Annotated in this window: 16 protein-coding genes; 7 read left to right on the top strand and 9 right to left on the bottom strand. The window is 60.4% G+C overall.

The features are described from left to right. The first annotated feature begins 78 nt into the window (after window positions 1–78). Both cysD and cysN read left to right on the top strand, forming a co-directional pair. Window positions 79–1,032 (top strand): sulfate adenylyltransferase subunit CysD, encoded by a 954-nt coding sequence (gene cysD, locus ASC97_RS02480; RefSeq protein ID WP_057466757.1) that lies wholly within the window; start codon window positions 79–81, stop codon window positions 1,030–1,032. Between the two features lies 1 nt (window position 1,033). Further along, window positions 1,034–2,530, top strand: coding sequence for a sulfate adenylyltransferase subunit CysN (gene cysN, locus ASC97_RS02475; protein ID WP_057466756.1), 1,497 nt, complete (start codon window positions 1,034–1,036; stop codon window positions 2,528–2,530). A gap of 82 nt (window positions 2,531–2,612) precedes the next feature. On the opposite strand, the gene ASC97_RS02470 is transcribed toward cysN, so the two are convergent. The 5 genes from ASC97_RS02470 to ASC97_RS02450 all read right to left on the bottom strand — a co-directional run bounded on the left by ASC97_RS02470 (window position 2,613) and on the right by ASC97_RS02450 (window position 5,878). Next, window positions 2,613–3,701 (bottom strand): MerR family transcriptional regulator, encoded by a 1,089-nt coding sequence (locus ASC97_RS02470; protein ID WP_113001256.1) that lies wholly within the window; start codon window positions 3,699–3,701, stop codon window positions 2,613–2,615. A 167-nt stretch (window positions 3,702–3,868) separates the two neighbouring features. Further along, a complete protein-coding gene (locus tag ASC97_RS02465) occupies window positions 3,869–4,234 on the bottom strand; it encodes a VOC family protein (RefSeq protein WP_057466754.1) in 366 nt (121 codons plus the stop codon). Between the two features lie 67 nt (window positions 4,235–4,301). After that, entirely contained in the window at window positions 4,302–5,120 is an 819-nt protein-coding gene (locus ASC97_RS02460) for a bifunctional allantoicase/(S)-ureidoglycine aminohydrolase (RefSeq protein ID WP_057466753.1), read from the bottom strand. 105 nt (window positions 5,121–5,225) lie between these two features. Next, a complete protein-coding gene (locus tag ASC97_RS02455) occupies window positions 5,226–5,534 on the bottom strand; it encodes a hypothetical protein (protein ID WP_057466752.1) in 309 nt (102 codons plus the stop codon). Between the two features lie 110 nt (window positions 5,535–5,644). Beyond that, window positions 5,645–5,878, bottom strand: a complete 234-nt coding sequence (locus ASC97_RS02450; protein WP_057466751.1) for a hypothetical protein — start codon at window positions 5,876–5,878, stop codon at window positions 5,645–5,647. Window positions 5,879–6,248: 370 nt separating this feature from the next. Here ASC97_RS02450 and ASC97_RS02445 point away from each other — a divergent pair, with 370 nt between their 5' ends. The 5 genes from ASC97_RS02445 to ASC97_RS02425 all read left to right on the top strand — a co-directional run bounded on the left by ASC97_RS02445 (window position 6,249) and on the right by ASC97_RS02425 (window position 16,532). Next, window positions 6,249–7,937, top strand: a complete 1,689-nt coding sequence (locus ASC97_RS02445) for an ABC transporter ATP-binding protein/permease (protein WP_057466750.1) — start codon at window positions 6,249–6,251, stop codon at window positions 7,935–7,937. Between the two features lie 110 nt (window positions 7,938–8,047). Next, window positions 8,048–8,716: a CBS domain-containing protein gene (locus ASC97_RS02440; RefSeq protein WP_057466749.1), complete on the top strand. Its 669-nt coding sequence runs from the start codon at window positions 8,048–8,050 to the stop codon at window positions 8,714–8,716. 110 nt (window positions 8,717–8,826) lie between these two features. After that, a complete protein-coding gene (locus tag ASC97_RS02435) occupies window positions 8,827–11,292 on the top strand; it encodes a phosphoketolase family protein (RefSeq protein WP_082529852.1) in 2,466 nt (821 codons plus the stop codon). Window positions 11,293–11,322: 30 nt separating this feature from the next. Then, a complete protein-coding gene (locus ASC97_RS02430) occupies window positions 11,323–15,207 on the top strand; it encodes a GH36-type glycosyl hydrolase domain-containing protein (protein ID WP_057466748.1) in 3,885 nt (1,294 codons plus the stop codon). A 5-nt stretch (window positions 15,208–15,212) separates the two neighbouring features. Next, window positions 15,213–16,532 (top strand): glucoamylase family protein, encoded by a 1,320-nt coding sequence (locus ASC97_RS02425; RefSeq protein WP_057466747.1) that lies wholly within the window; start codon window positions 15,213–15,215, stop codon window positions 16,530–16,532. A gap of 43 nt (window positions 16,533–16,575) precedes the next feature. Here ASC97_RS02425 and fabI read toward each other — a convergent pair whose 3' ends face one another. Genes fabI through ASC97_RS02405 form a run of 4 tightly spaced genes read right to left on the bottom strand, consistent with a single transcriptional unit; the run spans window position 16,576 to window position 21,776 of the window. Next, the gene (gene fabI, locus ASC97_RS02420) at window positions 16,576–17,361 is read right to left on the bottom strand and encodes an enoyl-ACP reductase FabI (protein ID WP_057466746.1); all 786 of its coding nucleotides are present in this window, start codon (window positions 17,359–17,361) and stop codon (window positions 16,576–16,578) included. A 25-nt stretch (window positions 17,362–17,386) separates the two neighbouring features. After that, window positions 17,387–18,565, bottom strand: a complete 1,179-nt coding sequence (locus tag ASC97_RS02415; RefSeq protein ID WP_057466745.1) for an acetate/propionate family kinase — start codon at window positions 18,563–18,565, stop codon at window positions 17,387–17,389. Between the two features lie 2 nt (window positions 18,566–18,567). Then, window positions 18,568–19,524: a phosphate acetyltransferase gene (locus tag ASC97_RS02410; RefSeq protein WP_057466744.1), complete on the bottom strand. Its 957-nt coding sequence runs from the start codon at window positions 19,522–19,524 to the stop codon at window positions 18,568–18,570. Further along, window positions 19,521–21,776: a DUF3141 domain-containing protein gene (locus ASC97_RS02405; protein WP_057466981.1), complete on the bottom strand. Its 2,256-nt coding sequence runs from the start codon at window positions 21,774–21,776 to the stop codon at window positions 19,521–19,523. The genes ASC97_RS02410 and ASC97_RS02405 overlap by 4 nt, the downstream gene beginning before the upstream one ends. Between the last annotated feature and the right edge of the window lie 24 nt (window positions 21,777–21,800).

Raw genomic sequence — 21,800 nt, 5'->3', positions numbered from 1 at the left:
TCTGCGCTCCCCGAAGTCTGAATTGTACTCCATTCCGGATGCCTCCCGCCCGCGAATGATCGAAGTCTGGAGTTAGTAATGCCCGATAGCCGTCCGGATACGGAACTCAACAATCCGCAGAGCAGCAAGTCGCCGCTCGACCCGCATCTGAAAGCCCTCGAAAACGAATCCATCCACATCTTCCGCGAAGTGGCCGCCGAGTTCGAGCGTCCCGTGATGCTCTATTCGATCGGCAAGGATTCGTCCGTGCTGCTGCATCTGGCGCGCAAGGCCTTCTACCCCGGTCGCGTCCCCTTCCCGCTGCTGCACGTCAACACCGGCTGGAAGTTCCGCGAGATGATCGCGTTTCGCGACCAGACCGCGAAGAAATACGATCTCGACCTGATCGAGCACATCAATCCGCGCGGAGCGGCAGAGGGCGTCACGCCATTCACCCATGGCTCGGCAACCTTTACCGATATCATGAAGACGGAAGGGCTGCGCCAGGCGCTCGACGCCGGCCAGTTCGACGCGGCCTTTGGCGGCGCACGCCGCGACGAGGAAGCAAGCCGCGCCAAGGAGCGCATCTATTCCTTCCGCACGCCCGACCATCGCTGGGATCCGCGCAACCAGCGCCCGGAACTCTGGAACGTCTACAACGGCCAGATCCGCAAGGGCGAAAGCGTGCGCGCCTTCCCGCTGTCGAACTGGACCGAGGTCGACATCTGGCGCTACATCCAGGCCGAGGATATCCCGCTCGTGCCGCTCTACTATGCCAAGAAGCGGCCATACGTCGAGCGCGACGGCATGATGATCCTTGCCGAAGACCCGCGCCTGGAACTGCTGCCGGGCGAAGTTCGCCAGGAAGGCATGATCCGTTTCCGCACGCTCGGCGACTTTCCGCTGACCGGCGCCATTCCCTCCCAGGCAACCACTCTCGAAGAGGTGATTGCCGAACTCGAGATCGCAACGGTCTCCGAACGCCAGGGCCGCGCGATCGATCGCGACCAATCCGGCTCCATGGAAAAAAAGAAGCGTGAAGGATATTTCTGAGATGACTGCAGCTCAAACAGCAGCCTCGGCCGCAACCGTCGTCCCCTTGCCCGCTGCCGAGCCTCTCAAGGCCGTGCGCGACACGCGACCGCTCCGGCTCATCACCTGCGGCAGCGTCGATGACGGGAAGTCCACGCTGATCGGACGCCTGCTCTGGGATACCAAGGCGGTGAAGGAAGATCAGGCCGCGACGCTGCAGCGCGATTCCACCGGCAAGCAGAACGATCTCGGCCTGCCCGACTTCGCGCTGCTGCTCGACGGCCTGCAGGCCGAGCGCGAACAGGGCATCACCATCGATGTCGCCTATCGCTATTTTTCGACCGACAAGCGCTCGTTCATCGTCGCCGACACACCGGGCCACGAACAGTATACGCGCAACATGGCAACGGGCGCATCGACCGCGGATCTCGCGATCCTGCTCGTGGACGCACGCGCCGGCATTCTCGAACAGACGCGCCGTCATGCGACGATCGCCTCGCTGCTCGGCATCAAGCAGTTCGTGCTGGCGATCAACAAGATCGACCTGACGAACTACGACCGTGCCGGCTTCGAGAGGATCACGCACGAGTTCCGCGAGTTCGCGCTGTCTCTCGGCGTCAAGCAGATCACCGCGATCCCGATGTCGGCGCTGAAGGGCGAAAACGTCGTCTATTCCGGCGAAGCGGCGATGCCGTGGTATTCCGGCCCGACGCTGGTCGAGACGCTTGAGCTTGCCACCGTGCGGTCATCGCAGACCGTCGGCTTCCGCCTCTCCGTCCAGCGCGTCTCGCGTCCGGGCGAGAGCTTCCGCGGCTATCAGGGCACAGTTGCCGGCGGCTCGGTGAAGCCCGGCGACAGCGTCATGATCCTGCCGTCCGGCATGGTGGCCAACGTCTCGAAGATCGTCACCTTCGATCTCGTGCGCAACGCGGCCGTTGCCGGCGATGCGATCACGCTCGTCCTCGACCGCCAGGTGGACGTCGCGCGCGGCGACATGATCGTGTCGATCGACGCGCAGCCGCAGGTCGGCCTCTCGTTCGACGCCCAGCTCGTGGCGCTGCAGCCCGAAGGCATCGAGGCCGGCAAACGCTACTGGCTGAAGAGCGGCAGCCGCCGCCAGCGCGTGCAGGTGCAGCCGGTCGCCCAGCTGCAGCTGAAGAGCGGAACATGGACGTCGGCCGAGACGCTCTACATGAATGCCATCGGCAAGGTGCATCTCTCCTTCGACGAGGCCGCGATCTTCGATCCCTACGAGCAGAACCGCTCCTCGGGCTCGTTCATCCTGATCGACCCGGACACCAACAACACGGTGGCCGGCGGCATGATCACCGGCAAGCGCTCGGAACTCGGCGGCATCCACGGCGGCGACGCACGCGTGATCCTGTCCCTGCCGGCCGACCTCGCCGACCAGATCATGGCAAGCGAACTCTTCGCCAACCGCCGCCACGAAGCCGAAGTCCGGCGCATGACCGCCGCCCAGGCCGCCGACCTCTGGTCGGACGCCGCAAGCGACATCTGAGTGTCGGGAAACGATGACCGGGGCTGAGAGGCCCCGGTTCTTCGTTGGAGCCGCTGCGACATTCGCGGTCAAGGTTGCAGCTTCAAACCAGCACCGACCGAAAATATAGAGCCTCGATGTTTCCCCTCGGCGTCAAAAACAGCCCCCACTCCATTGTGGTGCGCTCGAACTCTGCTTCGTAAATATCGTGTCCCTCTTGGGAAACGCCTTTGAACGAAAGACTTGTCAAAGCACCGGCTTTTTCCAGCTCAGCTTGAACGAAGTCTTTCTGCTCCTCGACCAGCACCGACAGCCCCTCCGACATTCTATCCAGATTTGGCTGCCTCCGAACAAGTTCACCAAGCACACGCAGCAAGGCGGCTTCGCTTTCCGCCTGTGGCGTCTTTTCCTTTATGCGCCGGTGCAATTCCTGTTCGCTCGCGCGCACATAATCAAAGTCCGTTCTGACCACACGGCTTTCCGAACCGTTCTGATGATGTATCAGGCTCCTGACCGCTCCGTCTTCATCCCGGATGAAGGTTAGCTGCACAGGTAAGATCTTCATGAAGAATTCAGTCTCGCTCTCCGGATAAATCTCCAAGTCCGATTGACCGATAATTCGATACAGCAGCTGCCCATCCCGCTGCGATACGACCGCGAGTGGCCCATTCACAAACTCGTAGGCTCCGACATAGTCGTCGTAGAGAGCTTTATTAATAGCAACTTCGGTTCGCGGGCGCATCTGTTCGTAGCGCCGCCAAGCTACGGTATCCTTTGCCGGGTCCGTCATTTTGGTCTCCTTCGCCAATCTCATGAGGTCGTCAATTGAAGCGACCGCTCCGTTCCGTATTTTTGCCCGCAGTGCTTCAATCACACGCAATCCTCGCTCCGCCCGACTTTTGGTGTCGGCCAGGGCCTCACGCTGCAAGGCGAGCGTCTGCTCCAAATCAGTGGAATGACCGCGCAAAAGCTTCGAAATTTCCCGCAGGCTGAGGCCCAGAGACTTGAGAGCCAATATCTCGTTCAATCGAGCAATTTCGTCTCGACCGTGAAGCCGCCATTGCTTGGCCGTGCGGCGGGGTGAGATCAGCCCCTGCTGTTCATAGAGTCTAAGAGCACGAATGGTGAGGCCAATGCGGCTGGCGCATTCAAGTGGGGTCAACAGCACTTCGTCTCTGGCGCGTCCGTCCATCGAAAACTCCTTCGGAATCTTCATTACGGTATGACGCAGGGTTCGGCTCAAGCGAAATTTTGTATTCCGGCAAATTCCGAATTGGGACCGACCACGCCCCGTCTGGCTTTGCGCAATCGCAACAACAGCCGCTTCCGGCAATCCCGCGACAGCATCTTGCACTCAGATCAGGTCGTCATAAGCGCGATGCGGTTTCCTTCGCTGTCGGCAATCTCCGCAACAAACAGGTGTCCGTCAACGGATGTCTTGGGAAACAGGATATCGCTTCCCAATGCAATAGCCTTGGATATCGCGTCGTCGATGTTGGCAACACTGAAATAGACGACCGCGCCATCCAAGGTCGGCACATAGACCTCTCCTTGCGCCAGCGCGCCGCTCGCCCCGTCGTTTCCCTCTTTGAACGGGAAGAACGCCATCCTGCTGCCATGGATCTCGACCGTCTCTCCGAAGGACACGCCAAAGACCTCGCTGTAGAAGCGCATGGCCCTCTCGATATCCCTTGTCGGTATTTCGACATGTGCGATCAGGTTCATCGTCGTTCTCGCCGGCCGTCGCGGCAAAACGCCCGGTTGCCTGATGGCTCTGGCCGTCTGTCGCCCCCTACCACAATCCCACGTGGCGGTTGACGTCCTTGTAGAGGAGGTAGCGGAAGCGGCCGGGGCCGCCGGCGTAGCAGGCCTGCGGGCAGAAGGCGCGCAGCCACATGAAGTCGCCGGCTTCGACCTCGACCCAGTCCGTGTTCAGGCGATAGACCGCCTTTCCCTCGAGCACGTAGAGGCCGTGCTCCATGACGTGGGTTTCCATGAAGGGGATGACGGCGCCGGTTTCCAGCGTGACGATGTTGACGTGCATGTCGTAGCGCACGTCGGCCGGATCGATGAAGCGGGTCGTTGCCCAGCGGCCGTCGGTATCGGGCATCGCCGAAACCGGATGGTTGTCCTCGTGCGTGAAGATCGCCGGCGGCGGCTCCAGCCCTTCGACTTCCTGAAATGCCTTGCGCACCCAGTGGAATTTCACCGGGGCGGAACTCCTGTTCCAGAGGCGCCAGGCTGAGCCTGCCGGCAAATAGGCGAACGAGCCGGATCGCAGTGCATGCGCGGTGCCTTCGAATTCGACCGTCATCTCGCCTTCGACCACGAAGAGCACGCCCTCGGCGCGCTTTTCCGGCTCCGGCCGGTCGCTGCCGCCGCCCGGCTGCACTTCCATCACATATTGCGAAAACGTCTCCGAAAAGCCGGTGAGCGGACGCGACAGCACCCAGGCGCGGGTTCCCGACCAGTGCGGGAGCACGCTGGTGACGATATCCGTCATGACGGTGCGGGGGATAACGGCATAGGCGGTCGTGAAGACTGCCTTGCTGGACAAAAGCTCGGTCTGCGGCGGCAGGCCACCCAGGCTGGAATAGAAGTTGCTGCTCATCGGTCCACTTTTCATGACACGGGATTGCCACCAGCTTTAAGCGCCGGATATGCCGCAGGCAACATCTAGATTGGCAAGAGGCCTTCTCCGATCGGAGCGGGTGGACTAGCGGAAATTATAGAAGGACTGCGAATCGTAGACGCAGGCGTAGTCGAGGACGCACTGCTTGCCGGCCGCATCCCGAAAGTTGGTGGTGTCGCGCTTCTCGCCCAGCTTACATTTGGCCGGCGGATAGCGGAAACTGCGGCCGCCGATGCCCACCCGGACGAAAACCGATTTGTTCTGGCGGATGATCTGCGCGAGCTCGCTGCACGTGTGGGCGCGGCCGTCGACCTTCAGCGCCTCGGCCGCAAAGACTGCCGACGGCATCAAAAAAGCGGCCGCTAGGATCACGCCTTTTGCCCTGGCTTGCATGTCTCTCTCCCTGCAGCGAGATCACCGATGCCGCAACTATACTCGGGATTGAAAAAACGGAAAGCGTCCGCTTTCCGAGGCACCAGCCTCGCCTGCCCCATGTGCGCGCGCTATTCGATACCGGCGCCATGGAGCGCCAGCCTTCCAAGTCGCTTCGCCGACACGGCCGTGCGCGTCGACGCGCCGCGGATGACCTCGATGCCCCGCAGGATCTTGATCATCTGCCGCGCCTCGTCATGCTGCATCTGTGCAAGCCACACGCCATCGATCCTTGCGGGTGCCTGCGTAGCCTCATCGACGATCGCCCACCTGTCGTCGTCCTGAACCAGGATATACTTTGACATATCGTCCCTGCCCTAGCGTTTTTCTTGAAAAACAGGCTAACACGACGGGCGAAACATCCGCATACCTCACAATGCAGTATGATTTACCTCGTTTCGGTAGCAACTTATGCAGTATTGATTGAGATGCGGCTGTGCCGATCTGGGCGGCATGGGGCAGGATATGTCGAACCTGATCTCTGGAGAGCACGTGGAGGAAACCGCGTTTGACCGCCAGCTTCGACTCCTGCGGTAGCGGTCAGGCCGAGCATGCACTGAGATTGAACTTCCGATCCATTTCTTGACTTCAGTTTACGTCCAACATGGCGGAGTGGTGTTCTAGGCGCGGTTGTGCTTTAAATTTGCGCATTCACCCATGGGAAAGAATACTGCCATGGAGAAACAACAGATTCCCTTCAAAACAACGGCCGTTCGCTTCGTGCGAGCGCTCACGGTCTTCCTGACCTCCGGCGTCGGCAGGAAAGCCAGGGTGATGTTTGGCGGATTGGTGGCGCTTTTGTTCGCCCTCAATGGTCTGAACGTCGTAAACAGCTACGTGGGCCGCAACTTCATGAGCGCGATCGCCGATCGCCAAACCGCCGAATTCATCCGGCAGGCAACATTTTACATTGCGGTGTTTGCGGCCTTCACCGTCGTTTCGGTCGTCTCCCGATTTGTCGAAGAGCGCCTTGCACTGCTCTGGCGAGATTTCCTCACCCGGCGGGCCGTCAATTCCTACCTGGCCGACGGAACCTACTATCAACTGGATGTCTCCGGGCAGCTCACACACCCCGACCAGCGTATCGCCGAGGACATGCGCGCCTTCACAGTGACGACCCTGTCGTTCATCCTTATGGCGCTTAGCAGCAGCCTCACGATCATAGCGTTTTCCGGTGTGCTTTGGTCAATAAGCCCCCTGCTGTTTGTCGTCGCCGTGCTGTATGCGGCTGGCGGGTCGTACTTGACGATCACGCTTGGGCGACCATTGATCAAACTGAACTATGACCAGCTCGACAAGGAGGCCAGCTTCCGCGCCAGCCTAATTCAAGTTCGAGAAAACGCCGAATCCATTATGCTGGCGCGCTGCGAAGGGCAGCAGAGTTTTCGTCTGCTGCAGCGGCTTGACGAGGTGGTCACCAATTTTCGCGAAGTCACCGCGATCAATCGCAACGTGGGATTCTTCACCACCGGCTATAACTGGCTCATCCAAATCATTCCCGCCTTGATCATTGCGCCTGCCTACATCAGAGGGGACATCGAGTTCGGGGTGATAACCCAATCCGGCGCGGCTTTCGCAATGCTCGTGGGGGCTTTTTCCCTTATCATAACCCAGTTTAAGTCCATCTCGACGTTCGCTGCGGTCGTCGCGCGGCTTAGCTCCCTGATGGAGGCTATCGAACAGGTGCAAACACCCGCGGAATCGGGAATCGAGTTTATCGAGAAAACAGGGTGTCTGGCCTACGAGCGGTTGACTCTGTTGTCATCGCCGAATGGAGCCCCCCTCGTAAGAGACTTGTCGCTTTCGATCCCCGTCGGAGCGCGCGTCTTGATCACCGGGCCCGCTCAAGGCGCTCGAACAGCGCTGTTCAAAGCAACTGCCGGCATTTCGTTCAAAGGCTCCACCGGACGCATCATCCGCCCAGCCCCCGACGACATACTTTTCCTTCCTCAGCGCCCTTATATGCCGACAGGCACACTACGACAGGCTCTTGTCCGCAATGCACGCGCGGACGACGTCCCGGAGGAACGCATCGTACGGTGCCTGCGCAACCTCAATCTTGAGTATCTCCTCGATCACGCGGGGCTAGATGTAGAGAAAGACTGGGAAATGTTGCTTTCACTGCAGGAGCAGCAACTTCTGTCGCTCGCCAGTATTCTTGTCGCGATGCCCAGGTTCGCCTTCTTGGACCGCATCGACATGACACTGGGTCGCGACCAGCTTCACAGTATTCTGCAAATCCTTACCGAGAATTCTATTACCTGCATCATGAGCGCGGAAACGGACGCCCTAAGCGATTGCCACGATGCCGTCCTGGAAATCGGCAAGGATGGCGGATGGCAGTGGATGGGCAGCCCGGCTTGAGGCGCTGCCACGTCAATGCCACCGGAACACCGGTGAAACGGTTGTCGAACGCCCGCAACAGGTGTAGTTTGATAATGGCTCGGTGCCCTCAAAGGGAAGGTCGTGCAGCGATGCTCGTCAAAGACATGATGACCACGCAGGTTGTCGGGGTATCACCGGACAACAGTGTCAGGCGGGCCGCCGAGATCATGCTCACCAATCACATAAGCGGCGTCCCGGTGATCGACGATGCAGGTGACCTCGTCGGAATCATCAGCGAGGGTGACCTGCTGCGGAGATCGGAGTTGGGCCAGGGAGCCATTGCCGAACTCGGAACACCCCTCCCCACTGCCGACGAGAAAGCCAGTTCGTATGTCAAGAGCAACGCGTGGAGGGTGGCCGACGTCATGAGCCGCGAGCCCGTGGTCGTGGACGAGGACGCATCTCTCGGACAGGTCTCCAGGTTGATGCAGGAACATCGCATTAAACGCATTCCTGTGGTCAGAGAGGGGAAACTCGTCGGTATCATTAGTCGCGCGAACCTTTTGGAGGCGATTATCGCGGCAAGCCAGGATGCAACCGCACCGGGTGACGAGGCGATCCGTCGCAGCATTGCGATCCGCCTCAGCGAAAATACGGGTCTTGCCGGAAAAGGCATGACTGTAACCGTCTCCGACGGGGTAGCCCACCTCTGGGGAAACGTTGACACCGCAGAGTGCAAGAAGGCTGCGCGCGTAGCCGCCGAGAGTGTCCGCGGCGTCAGAGGTGTGGTTGAGCACTTCCCCGCGGTTTCTGCATAAAGGGTCGGACGATATCAGTGGTTGCGCCGACGCAAAGCAGTTGAAAATACGACGATTCTCACCTTGGAAGATCTTACCGTAGCAATCTGGGCTCATAGGAGGAGGCACCCATGGTTTCGCTTAACACGGCAGGAGATGCGAAGGTCGCCATCAGCGGGAACAAGGCATCGGGCGGCCCCCTTTCGGCGGAGGAACTGCAGTCGTTGGACGCCTATTGGCGTGCATCGAACTATCTGTCCGTCGGTCAGATCTATCTTCTCGACAACCCACTGCTGAAAGAACCGCTGAAGCGCGAGCACATAAAGCCAAGGCTGCTGGGTCATTGGGGCACGACACCCGGCTTGAACATGCTCTACGTGCACCTCAATCGCGTTATCAAACGCGATGATCTCGAAATGATCTATGTGATAGGACCGGGACATGGTGGGCCGGCGCTGGTCGCGCATGCCTATCTCGAAGGCACCTACAGCGAGGTTTATCCCAACGTAGGCCAGGACACCGAAGGCATGAAGAGGCTGTTCAAACAGTTCAGCTTCCCCGGCGGCATTCCCAGCCACGTGGCCCCGGAAACGCCTGGCAGCATGCACGAGGGCGGCGAACTGGGCTACGCTCTCAGCCATGCCTACGGTGCGGCGTTCGACAACCCAGATCTGATCGTCGCATGCGTAGTCGGAGATGGAGAAGCAGAAACAGGCCCGCTGGCAACGGGGTGGCACAGCAACAAGTTCCTAAATCCCGCTCGCGACGGCTGCGTGCTGCCGATCCTGCACCTGAACGGCTACAAGATCGCCAATCCATGCTTCCTTGCCCGCATTCCGCGCGAAGAGCTGCGAAAATTGTTTGAAGGCATGGGCTACACGCCGTATTTCGTCGAGGGTAGTGACCCGGCCAGCGTGCACCAGCAATTGGCCGGCACGCTCGATACCGCGGTGGCGGACATCAAGAGAATCTGGGCGGATGCCCGCACCAAAGGCAACGTGAAACGTCCGATGTGGCCGATGATCGTCTTCCGCACGCCTAAAGGCTGGACCTGCCCGCCCGAGATTGACGGGAAAAAATGCGAGGACTACTGGCGGGCGCACCAGGTGCCGATGGGCGACATGGACAAGCCGGATCACATTCGTATTCTCCAGGAGTGGATGAAGAGCTACCGCCCACAGGAACTGTTTGACGACGCCGGCCAGTTCAAGCCAAAGCTCGCCGCACTGGCGCCTGTTGGGCATCGCCGGATGAGCGACAGCCCGCATGCCAACGGCGGCTTGCTGTTGCGCGACCTGAAGATGCCCGACTTCCAGGACTACGCAGTATCGGTACCAGGCCCCGGGCAAACCGTCACCGAGTCGGCGAGGGTGATGGGCAAGTTTCTCCGTGATGTCATGAAGATGAATATGGAGAACAAGAACTTTCGCCTGTTCAGCCCCGATGAGAACAACTCCAACCGGTGGCAGGACGTGCTGGAAGTCACCGACCGCTGCTACATGGCCGAGATCTATCCGGAAGACGACCATCTTTCACCGGACGGACGAGTGATGGAGGTTCTCAGCGAACATCAATGCCAGGGATGGCTCGAAGGTTACCTGTTGACCGGCCGGCATGGCTTCTTTTCCTGCTATGAAGCCTTCATCCATATCATCGACTCGATGTTCAACCAGCACGCCAAATGGCTGAAAGTGTGCAACCACATTCCATGGCGGCGTCCGATCGCCTCGCTTAATTATTTCCTGAGTTCCCACGTCTGGCGGCAGGACCACAACGGGTTCAGCCATCAGGACCCTGGCTTCCTGGACCACGTCGCCAACAAGAAGGCAGATGTTGTCCGGATCTATCTGCCGCCGGATGCCAATACGCTTCTGTCAGTCACCGATCACTGCCTGCGCAGCCGCAATTACGTCAACGTCGTCGTCGCCGGCAAGCAGCCTGCACCGCAGTGGCTGACGATGGATCAGGCCATCAAGCATTGCAGCCAAGGCATTGGCATCTGGGAGTGGGCCAGCAACGACAAGGGGAGCGAGCCCGACGTGGTCATGGCATGTTGCGGTGACGTTCCAACGCTCGAGACGCTCGCGGCAATCGAGCTGATCCGAGAGCACCTGCCAGAACTTAAGGTCCGCCTTGTCAACGTGGTGAACCTGATGAAGCTTCAGCCGCCGACCGAGCATCCGCACGGTCTGTCGGATCGCGACTTCGATGCCCTCTTCACCAGGGACAAGCCGATCATCTTCGCGTTCCACGGCTATCCGTGGCTCATTCACCGGCTCACCTACCGCCGTACCAATCACGGCAATCTGCACGTCCGAGGCTATAAGGAAGAGGGAACGACGACGACGCCGTTCGATATGGTTGTCCTCAATGAAATGGATCGGTTCCATCTGGTCGAGGATGCGATCGATCGGCTGCCCCAGTTGGGTGCGCGCGCGGGCTATCTCAAACAGGCAATTCACGAAAAGCTGGTCGAACATCGGCAATACATCGAGAAGCACGGAGACGACATGCCCGCGATCAGTGGCTGGAAATGGGGCTCGAAAGGCCAGCCAGGAGCGCGTCAAAAAACCTCGACTGAAGGAGACAATGCTTGAGCACCAATGTCCCGTCGAACGGAGGTTCCAGTGGCAACGAGTGCGTCCAAGACCGTATGGCAAAACAGCGTCGGTGAGCCGGTTCACCCCGGCTCCGCCATCGCCTTGCTTTCCAACGATCGGTACAGCGTCCTGGCCACGGCCGCCGGCACCGGGTACGCAACCTGGCAAGACCTGGACGTTACGCGGTGGCGTGAGGACAGGACGCGCGATTGCTGGGGCCAGTTTTGTTATGTCCGGGATCTATCGGGCAACGACCTCTGGTCCATAGGAAGGCAGCCGCGGCCCCGACCGGGACACGTCTACCAACACGCCTTTTTTGGAGACAGAGCCGAGTTCCGCTGTCATGCCGGCGATATCGAGATCCTCTGGAAAATCTGCGTCGCAACGGATGTGGACGCAGAAGTGCGCATGCTCAGCGTCACGAACCATGGCACCGGCGAGCGTATCCTCGAATTGACAAGCTATGCCGAGGTCTGCCTCAACAATCGTCGTGCGGACATGGCGCATCCGGCCTTCGCCAAGCTGTTTGTCGAAACCCGGTTCGACGAGGCAACAGGCGCCTTGTTTGCGCGCCGCAGGCCTCGCGCGTCCGGGGAAAAAGCCACGTGGGCAGTCCACGTTTCCTCATCCGACCTACCGCAGCCCCAGGAGTTACAGTATGAAACTGATCGGCTGAGATTTCTTGGCCGGGGCCGAACAACGGCCAGTCCCGCGATCTTCGACGAAGGCGCACCGCTTTCCGGGACGACTGGCCCCGTTCTCGACCCGGTTTTCTGTTTGCGAAGGGTTGTTCGATTGTCCCCCGGCGGTGAGGCACGCCTCGCCTTCGTCACGGGAGCCGCAGATGATCAGTCAACGGTGGACGGCATCGCTCGGAGATACGCGAATATCGATGCTGCCGAGCGGGCGTTCCTCGCGGCATCCGAGCGATATGAAACCGAGCTTCGGACGCTTGGCCTGAAGCCTGACGAGGTGTCGTTGTTCAATCGATTGGCTGGGAGCGTCTTGTTTGCGAACCCGGCCATGCGACAGGCAACCGCTCTCCCGACAGAGCGATTGGATCGAGCCGCTCTCTGGGCTCAAGGGATTTCCGGCGACCTTCCGATCGCCCTGGTCCGCACGAATGGAGATCGGGATCACACCCTCGTTCGCCAGGTTACGACGGGCTACGATTTCGCTCGGCGGAGGGGCTTGAGATTTGACCTGGTCCTGCTTGAGGAGGGCGGTGCGGCGAGCGTCAGGCGGCTGACCGGAAAGCTGCGATCCGGCCCATACGGCGAAATGATCAGCAAACCTGGAGGGATTTTCGTCCTTTCTACGGAAGGCGACCATCTGGCGACCATCGTTGCCGCCGCGCGCGTCGTCCTGCTGGGAAGTGGTGGTGACCTTGGCGAGCAACTCAAACGACCCTTTCCGACACTGCCACCTCTTCCGTCGACCCTGACCGCTCGGCCGAACAAGCAACCCGCAGCCCCGCCTCCTGAACCGGCCGAGAAATTGCTATACTGGAACGAGTTGGGCGGGTTCACATCCGATGGACGTGAATACGTCGTGCTCGTCGACGCCGCCAAACCACGCGCCCCTGCCCTGCCGCCTGCGCCATGGACCAATGTGATCGCGAATCCCGAATTTGGCTGCCTGACGACAGAAGCTGGTCTTGGTTACACCTGGTCGCAGAACAGTCAGATGAACCGCCTGACGCCATGGTCCAACGATCCAATTGCGGACATGCCTGGCGAGGTCCTCTATTTGCGAGATGAAGAAACCGGTGACATCTGGACGCCGACACCGCTACCTATCGGCCCTGGTGCGGCGGTGACCGTTCGTCACGGCCAAGGCTACAGCCGTTATATCGGTCACAGCCGTCATCTCAATCAAGAGCTCACGATCTCCGTTCCGCTCAACGATCCGGTCAAGATCATTCGTCTCAGACTTACGAACGATGATGTTCGAGCTCGGCACGTCACCGCAACCTATTTCGCTGAGTGGGTCCTTGGGACACACCGCGAAGACGCGGCGACGCGGATTGTCTGCTCGCGGGATACGCGGTCGGGCGCTATCGTGGCCAGAAACCCCTGGGGCGGAGACTTTGCCGGGAAACTGGCTTTCGCAGCCGCCAGTGAGCCGCCGCGTTCGGCAACATCCGATCGTACTGAGTTTCTCGGCAACTATGGTTCCGTATGTCAGCCTGCGGCGATGCTGCGAACCGATCTCGCCGAACGGTTCGGCCCAATGCTGGATCCCTGCGCGGCGCTGATGGTGGACATTTCCCTGTCGCCCGGCGAAAGCCGGGAAGTCGTCTTTGTTCTGGGAGAAGCCATCGACCTCGGTGAAGTCCACAGGCTGGTCCACGAACACGCCGACCCTGAGCGTGCAGTCTCAAGCCTGTCGGCTGTCTCGCGCCAATGGGATGATATTCTAAACTCGATCCAGGTGAGCACGCCCGATCCCGGCTTGGACTTGATGATGAATCGCTGGTTGTTGTACCAGGTCTTGGCGTGCCGTGTCTGGGCGCGCACGTCCAATTATCAGTCCGGAGGCGCTTACGGATTCAGGGATCAGCTCCAGGACGTGATGGCTCTGGTCTACAGCAGGCCGAGCGAGACCCGCTCTCATATCCTGCGATCGGCAGCACGGCAATTTGAGGAGGGAGACGTCCAGCACTGGTGGCATCCTCCATCGGGCATCGGCGTGCGTACCCGCATCACCGATGACCTCTATTTCCTGCCTCTGGTCGTCCACCACTACGTGTCGACGACCGGCGACGTCCAACTGCTTGATGAAATGGTTCCCTTCATCACGTCACCGGTGCTGAAAGACGGCCAGGAAGAAGACTTCAACCAACCGGCGACCAGCGAACAGTTCGGCTCCGTCTACGAACACTGCGTCCGTGCGCTGGAGCATGGCTATCGATTGGGCCGCCACGGCCTTCCCCTCATGGGGACCGGTGACTGGAACGACGGCATGAACAAGGTCGGCGCCGAAGGCAAGGGCGAGAGCGTCTGGAACGGCTGGTTTTTCCTCACGGTCCTGAAATCATTTGCCGAGATTTCATCGTCGCGTGGAGATCAAAACAGAACCGCCTGGTGCCGCGATCGGGTCGAGGCGCTGCGCAAGGCTATCGAAGCCAACGCCTGGGACGGCGGCTGGTATCGCCGGGCATATTTCGACGACGGCACACCGCTCGGGTCATCCCTGAACGACGAGTGCCAGATCGACGCCCTCCCCCAAGCCTGGGCTGTCATTTCCGGCGAGGCGGATGCGAAACGTGCGGCGCAGGCGATGCGTGCGGTTCACGAGCGGCTCGTACTCCCGGCGGACAAGATGATCAAACTCTTCGACCCACCTTTCGACAAAGGCGTGCTGCAACCCGGCTACATCAAAGGCTACGTCCCTGGCATCCGGGAAAACGGCGGCCAATACACCCACGCCGCGACCTGGGTCGTCTGGGCAACGGCCCTGCAGGGCGATGGCGATCTCGCCTTAAAGCTCTGGAACCTTATCAATCCAATTTGCCATGGCGCAACGAAAGACCAAATCGAGCGCTACAAGGTGGAACCCTACGTGGTCTGCGCGGATGTCTATGGCGCGGCGCCACACACGGGTCGCGGTGGGTGGGCATGGTACACCGGGTCGGCCAGTTGGTTTTATCGCGTAGCGCTCGAGGCAATCCTTGGCTTTCACCGGCAAGGCGCATTTCTGCGGTTCGCGCCGTGCGTTCCGACAGGCTGGCCCGCCTATGAGATTACCTACCGACATGGATCGGCGACCTACCGCATCCGTTTTGACAATTCAAAAGGCATCGGCCGAGGCGTGTACTCCGTCACGCTGGACGGGGAACCTGTCCCGAACGCAAGCGTCCCGCTTGTGGAAGACGGACGCCTGCATGATGTACACGTCGGAATTGGTTAGCGGACATGGCCGAAACGCTCTCAACGGACGCGGATTTCGACCGCCTGCCGACCGAGCAGGACCTCAGTCGATTGCAATTCACCACCCTGTTGTACTATCTCCACTGCACAAATCCGGACAACGGACTGGTTCGCGACAAGACAGAACCCAATACCCCCGCAAGCATCGCAGCGATTGGAATGGCGCTGGCGACTATCCCGGTTGTTGTAGAGCGCGGCATTCTTATCCGCGAGTTTGCCGCAAAGATCACCCGCAGCAGATTGAGATATCTCATGGCCTGCCCGCAGGGGCCGGAGACCGATTCATCGGGGTACAAAGGCTTTTTCTACCATTTTCTTGACATCGAAACCGGGCGGCGCGCGTGGCAGTGCGAACTGTCAACGATTGACTCGGCCTTCTTGTTCGTGGGTGCCTTGACCGTCGCCGCGTACTTTGATGGCGACAAGGCCGATGAGGTGGAAATCCGTCAGCTTGCGATGGCGCTGTACGAACGAGCAGATTGGAATTGGGCTCGCAACGGCGGTGCCACCCTAACGCATGGCTGGCATCCGGAGAGCGGCTTCATCCCCTATCGGTGGCGTGGCTACGATGAAGGCCTGCTCCTATACATCCTTGGCCTCGGATCCCCGACTCATCCATTGCCCCCGGAATCCTATGACGCCTACACTGAGCGCTACGAGTGGAGAAATATCTACGGCCGCGAACTTCTGTATTCGGGGCCGCTCTTTACGCATCAGCTCTCGCACATGTGGATCGACTTTCGAGGCATCAGGGACGCATTCATGCGCGAGCACGACAGCGACTATTTCCAAAACAGCCGGCATGCGACATATGTCCAGCAGGAATATGCAATCCGCAACCCGATGAACTTTGCCGGATATGGCGAGCATTGCTGGGGGTTCACTGCGTGCGACGGGCCTGGTTGGGGCAAGCGGAAGCTGGAGGGAGTCGATCGCGAGTTCTTCGACTACATTGCCAGGGGTGCGCCTTTCGGACCCGACGATGGAACTGTAGCGCCATGGGTCGTCGTGGCCTCGCTGCCGTTTGCGCCGGAAATCGTCGTGCCAACCATTCGCCACTTTGCGCGGATGAACCTCGGCATGACGCGGCTTTACGGTTTCAAACCGTCATTCAACCAGACATATCCCGTCGAGAATAGTTCTACGGGCTGGTGGGTGAGCCCCTATCATTTCGGCATCGACCAAGGACCGGTTGTGCTGATGATCGAAAACTATCGGACGGGCTTGCTCTGGAACATAATGCGTCAATCCAAACCCGTTGTAACCGGGTTGCGGCGCGCGGGATTTTCCGGCGGCTGGCTCTAGAAGGCGTTACCGGTGCTATCGCACCGCGACTTTCGCCGGATGTTCAGTCGACGATATGATATCCGCCATCCACATAGAGCACCTGTCCGGTAATCAGGCGGGCGGCATCGTGCGCGAGAAAGGCCGTGGCGACACCGACGTCGTCGATGTCGATGAGCTCCCGGGCCGGCGACTTCGACTTGGTCTTTTCCAGCAGCTCGTCGAACTCGGGAATCCCCGAGGCCGCACGCGTGGCCAGCGCGCCGGGCGAGATGGCGTGCACCCTGATCCCCTTTGGCCCGAGTTCGGCTGCCAGATAGCGCACGGCGCATTCCAGCGCCGCCTTCGCCACACCCATGACGTTGTAGTTTTCGACGACCATCTGCGATCCGTAATAAGTCATCGTGAACAGCGTGCCGCCGTTCTTCATCAGCGGCTCGGCCAGATGAGCCATGCGGATAAATGACCAGCAGGAGATATCCATTGTCGTCAGAAAACCCTCACGAGGCACATCGACGACACGGCCGCCGAGCGTGTCCTTGGGTGAGAAGGCTATCGAGTGGACAACGAAATCGAGCTCACCCCAGGTGCTGGCGATACGGTCGAAGACCGCTTCGAGCTGACCGGGAACAGAGACGTCCAGCGGCATGAAGATCGATGCTTCTACCTCACCGGCGAGCGGTTCCACGAAGGGCCTGGCTTTGTCGTTGAGATAAGTAACCGCAAGTTCAGCGCCGAAGGCGTGGAAAGCCCGTGCACAGCCCCAGGCGATGGAGCGATCATTGGCGATGCCAACGATCAGCCCCTTTCGACCCCTGAGAAGCTGTGCGTTGATGACCGGAGCGGACATTGGTTGCATCTCCTCGAGATTGGCTTCAGGACGCATTGATGAGCGCAAGCGTATGGCGTGCAATCATCAGCTCCTCGTCTGTCGGCAGGACGTAAAGACGAACGCGGCTCGCTGGCGTGGATATGAGAGTGTCGCCCGCTTCGTTTGCCGCGGGGTCGAGTTCGGCACCGAGCCAGGCGAGCCGTTCGCTGATGCGGGCGCGGATCGGAGCCGAGTGCTCCCCGACGCCGGCGGTGAACACGAAGGCGTCCAGACCTCCGAGCGCCGCCGCAAGCATGCCGGCGCTGAGCGCACAACGATGAATGAAGTGGTCGATCGCGAAAGCGGCACACGGGTCCTTGCTGGCAAGGAGGTCACGCATATCACCGGAGATGCCGGAAAGTCCCTTCAGGCCCGATGCTCTGTAGAGAAGGTCGGTGACCTCAGCCACGGTCATGCCCTGCTGATCGATCAGGTACAGCACGACACCGGGATCCATCTGCCCTGGCCGGGTGCTCATCGGCAAGCCGTCGAGCGCAGTAAACCCCATCGTCGTCTCGACGCTCCGCGCCTCTTTCATCGCGCACATCGAAGCGCCGCTGCCGAGGTGGGCAACGACGATGCGCCCGCCCGCAATGTCAGGCGCGACGTCGGCCAATCGCTCGGCAATATATTCGTAGGAGAGGCCATGGAACCCGTATCGCCGCACGCCCTGTTCGTAGTAGGTCGCCGGCAAGGCGTAACAATCCGTATGGGGGGCGTGGCCTCGATGAAAAGCCGTATCAAAGCAGGCGACCTGCGGCACGTCGGGATCGATCTCCATGGCGAGCCGGATCGGAGCCAAATTGTTTGGCTGGTGCAGTGGCGCAAGCTCCTGGAAGGTGGCGAGCGTGTCCAGGATATCATGATCGATCAGGATCGGCCTTGCGTAATCCGGACCGCCGTGGACGACGCGATGGCCGATAGCCCGGAGGGTAAAACCCTCAAGCGTCTGCAGCCAGGCGCGTGTTTCGGCGATCGCCGCCGGCAGGTGGTCGACCACCTCGGGCGCATAGCGGCGGTCAACCAAAACCTCACCGTCAGGCCCTCTTGCCACGAGGCGCGGCTGCGTCCCGATGCCGTCGATCTGGCCGCGAATGCACCGCCTGAGGCCGCCATCGGTCACCTCGAAGATCTGGAATTTGAGGCTCGACGACCCTGCGTTGACGACAAGGATTGCGTCCATGTTCAGGCCACCACTTGCGCGCCGCGCCGCCGCGCCGCCGCGTAGAGCGTTGCAACAGCGCACGACGCGAGACGGCTACGCACAGTGTCCGCCCGAGACGTCAGCACGATCGGCACGCGCGCGCCGAGCACGATGCCTGCGGCATCGGCATGCGAGAGAAAGGTCAGGTTCTTGGCCAGCATGTTTCCTGACTCGAGATCCGGCACGACGATGATCTGTGCCCGGCCGGCGACGGGCGAGGTAAGCCCTTTAATGCTTGCCGCTTCCGGACTTATAGCATTGTCAAAAGCAAGCGGGCCGTCGAGTATCCCGCCGGTGATCTGTCCGCGATCGGCCATCTTGCACAGCGCCGCAGCGTCTATGGTCGAAGGTATCTTTGTCGTCACCGTCTCTACGGCGGAGACGATTGCCACGCGTGGTTGACCGAGCCCGATCGTCGTCCAGAGATCGATCGCATTCTGAACGATGTCGCGTTTGACAGCGAGGTCCGGGAAGATGTTGATGGCAGCATCTGTGATGAAGAGCGTATCGGGGTAGCCGGGCACGTCCATCACGAAAACGTGGCTGATCCGGCGTTCGGTGCGCAAGCCGGTGGCGGACGCCGTGACCTCGCGCATCAGTTCGTCCGTGTGCAGGCTGCCCTTCATGAGGAGTTCGCCCTTGCCCTCCCGTATCAGGGCGACCGCCTGGGCGGCGGCACCGTGACTATGCGGAGCGTCGACGATCTCGTGGTCTTTCAGATCGAGCCCCTTGCCCGCAGCCACTTCCCGGATCTTGGCCGACGGTCCGACCAGAACCGGAACGATCAATCCGCTTTCGGCAGCGTCAAGCGCCCCCTGCAGCGAGGTCTCGTCGCAGGGATGCGCCACGACCGTCACGGCCGGCGCCACTTCCCGTGCGGCGGCGATCAGGCGGTCGTATTTGGAGGGATTGGGCGTTGTCGTGGTCAGATCAATCAATGGGGTAGCCCCTCTCTTCGATCAGGACGCGTTGGTGAGCGAGCGGTCTTGCCGATGGGTCTGGCGACGGGGTCGCCACCAGGATCAGGCGTGTCGAGCCTAAAGAGGCCAGCCACGTGGTCGAGCCGCTCGGCCGCAGCACCTGCCAATGTTCCAGACGACTCCAACAGATCGCGCAGAACATCGAATGCCTTCCGGCGCTCGTCGATATCTGTCGGCAGGAGTGCCGGAATTGCCGCAAGAGCGGCAGCCTCATCGATCAGCAACATGAAATATTGATCGCGCACCAATGCCTTGAACTCCGCGAGCGTCAACCGATTGGCCGCGGGCTGGTCGCGCCTTATTTTTCGAATCGCCTCGAAGCCGCGCTCATCAGCATTGCCCCGCGCCATGCCGACATAGAGTAGCGATCGCGCAAGGCCCTCCAATTGACCACCCTTCGTGATCTTCTCTTTCAAGGCGGCAACGCGGGTTTTCAGGAGTGCGCCACTCAACAGACTCTTGGGCGCCTTTCGCGGCGGACGGCTGGAATCCGGATCGATTCCAAGGGCCGCCTGCAGGGGAGCCGCGCCGTACACCGCGCGAAACGTCTCCTCGGCGAGGCGCTCCGACATAATCCGCCAGCCTTCGAGCCCATCCACGATTTGTTCCGACAGCATTTCCTGGGCGGAGAGAAAGACGTTGTCGGCCGCCACAGGACGACGATTCTCGCGGACGTATTCCGCGGCGCTTTCGACCCATGCCAACATCGGATTGCGCGGACCGAACATTTCATAGCTCAGCCGCAATGGGTGGAGATGCCGCGCCATCTCGGCGACCTGCGGCGTGACGGCCGCCTTGACCGCCGGCTGGGCGAGGACGCGGTAGTTCGCAAGATTGATTTCCGAGAGCCGCGCGGCAGCGGCAAAACGGCGTTCGTCCTCGATATCGTTGCCGCCAAGGGCGCGGATATCATCAAGCGTACGCGCTTCGCAGCGCATGATCCATTGGCCCGTGACCAGTTCCGGATGGTCGACGGCTTCGCCTACGGGCTCGAGAACCGCCTCGTAAAGTCCGGGAGGCAGGACATCGATCAGATCGATATTTGACGCGAATTCGTCGTGTTCCTTGCGGGCGACGCCGGCGGAAACGAAGATTCCGAGGTGACCGATCTTCTCGTGAACGGTATAGACGATGGTCTGACCAACTGAGCGTATCTCGTCAACGCTGTCGTAGAGATCGAGGATCCAGTCCAATGCCTGCTGAGGCGGCGTGATGTTGTCACCCTTTGAGCAGAAGACAAGGATCGGCGACCGTATGTTGCGCAGGTCGACGGCAGTGCCGTCGGAGGTGCGCATCTCGCCTGCGGCAAGCTTGTTGCCGACAAACAGCTCATCGACGATGAACTGCATTTCTTCCGCGTTCAGCGTGACATGCCCGCCCCACCAGCGCTCGAAACCGAGATAGCGCTCGGCTTCCGTGTCGATCCTGGAGTAGAGGTTGTACTGCTTGCTCCACAGCGTGTTGGCGGGGTTCTGGTTCTCGAAGTTCTGTACCAGCCATGCGCCATCGAACTTGCCGGCGCCGAGGTCCCCTGTCAGGGCCGTCAGCCAACTCCCGCCAAGAAGACCGCCGGAGTAGCGCATCGGATATTGGCCTTCTACGCCCGCCCAGTAGGAAAGCGGCGTGCCCGCGATGATGATCGGGCCGAACAGCTCCGGTCGCAGTGCCGCAAGCATCATGACGGCCCAGCCCGCCTGGCAATTGCCTATGACGCACGGCTTTCCGTCTGCTCCCGGATGGCGCGCGATGACCGTCTCCAGGAACTTTGCTTCCGCGTGAACGATATCTTCGATCGTCTGGCCCGGCACGGGCTCCGGCAGGAACCCGATGAAATAGCATGCATGCCCCGCCTTCATCGCCACGCCGATCTCACTGTCGGCCTTGAACCCGCCTATTCCGGGTCCATGGCCAGCGCGTGGGTCAACGACGACAAACGGACGTTTGGTCTCGTCGATGACGACGCCCGACGGCGGGATGATATGCGCCAGCACGTAGTTGACGGGCTTCTCAAGGCTACGACCATCACAGACAAGTTCCGCGGCATAGTCCAGCACATGCGGCGCGCTACGCGCGGACTGCTCCGCATACTGTGCGCCGCGCCGTCTCATGACATCCAGGTACAGCACCGAGCGTTGCCACGCATCGGTCCAGTAGGCGGTGAGCGGGTTGGTAAACATCATTGTGTTCGTAATGCTGGCCAGATCGGACATCATGTCCACTCCTTCTGTGAATAA

Source organism: Rhizobium sp. Root1203 (assembly GCF_001424945.1).
Classification (GTDB): Bacteria; Pseudomonadota; Alphaproteobacteria; order Rhizobiales; family Rhizobiaceae; genus Rhizobium.
This window is presented reverse-complemented; position numbering and strand designations above follow the sequence as displayed.

Excerpts from the sequence above, each read along its gene's own strand:
- ASC97_RS02465 (WP_057466754.1), bottom strand. The coding sequence starts at position 4,234 with ATGAACCTGATCGCACATGTCGAAATACCGACAAGGGATATCGAGAGG.
- cysN (WP_057466756.1), top strand. The coding sequence starts at position 1,034 with ATGACTGCAGCTCAAACAGCAGCCTCGGCCGCAACCGTCGTCCCCTTG.
- fabI (WP_057466746.1), bottom strand. The coding sequence starts at position 17,361 with ATGTCCGCTCCGGTCATCAACGCACAGCTTCTCAGGGGTCGAAAGGGG.
- ASC97_RS02440 (WP_057466749.1), top strand. The coding sequence starts at position 8,048 with ATGCTCGTCAAAGACATGATGACCACGCAGGTTGTCGGGGTATCACCG.
- ASC97_RS02435 (WP_082529852.1), top strand. The coding sequence starts at position 8,827 with ATGGTTTCGCTTAACACGGCAGGAGATGCGAAGGTCGCCATCAGCGGG.
- ASC97_RS02425 (WP_057466747.1), top strand. The coding sequence starts at position 15,213 with ATGGCCGAAACGCTCTCAACGGACGCGGATTTCGACCGCCTGCCGACC.
- ASC97_RS02450 (WP_057466751.1), bottom strand. The coding sequence starts at position 5,878 with ATGTCAAAGTATATCCTGGTTCAGGACGACGACAGGTGGGCGATCGTC.
- ASC97_RS02470 (WP_113001256.1), bottom strand. The coding sequence starts at position 3,701 with ATGGACGGACGCGCCAGAGACGAAGTGCTGTTGACCCCACTTGAATGC.
- ASC97_RS02445 (WP_057466750.1), top strand. The coding sequence starts at position 6,249 with ATGGAGAAACAACAGATTCCCTTCAAAACAACGGCCGTTCGCTTCGTG.
- ASC97_RS02415 (WP_057466745.1), bottom strand. The coding sequence starts at position 18,565 with ATGGACGCAATCCTTGTCGTCAACGCAGGGTCGTCGAGCCTCAAATTC.
- ASC97_RS02455 (WP_057466752.1), bottom strand. The coding sequence starts at position 5,534 with ATGCAAGCCAGGGCAAAAGGCGTGATCCTAGCGGCCGCTTTTTTGATG.
- ASC97_RS02460 (WP_057466753.1), bottom strand. The coding sequence starts at position 5,120 with ATGAGCAGCAACTTCTATTCCAGCCTGGGTGGCCTGCCGCCGCAGACC.
- cysD (WP_057466757.1), top strand. The coding sequence starts at position 79 with ATGCCCGATAGCCGTCCGGATACGGAACTCAACAATCCGCAGAGCAGC.
- ASC97_RS02405 (WP_057466981.1), bottom strand. The coding sequence starts at position 21,776 with ATGTCCGATCTGGCCAGCATTACGAACACAATGATGTTTACCAACCCG.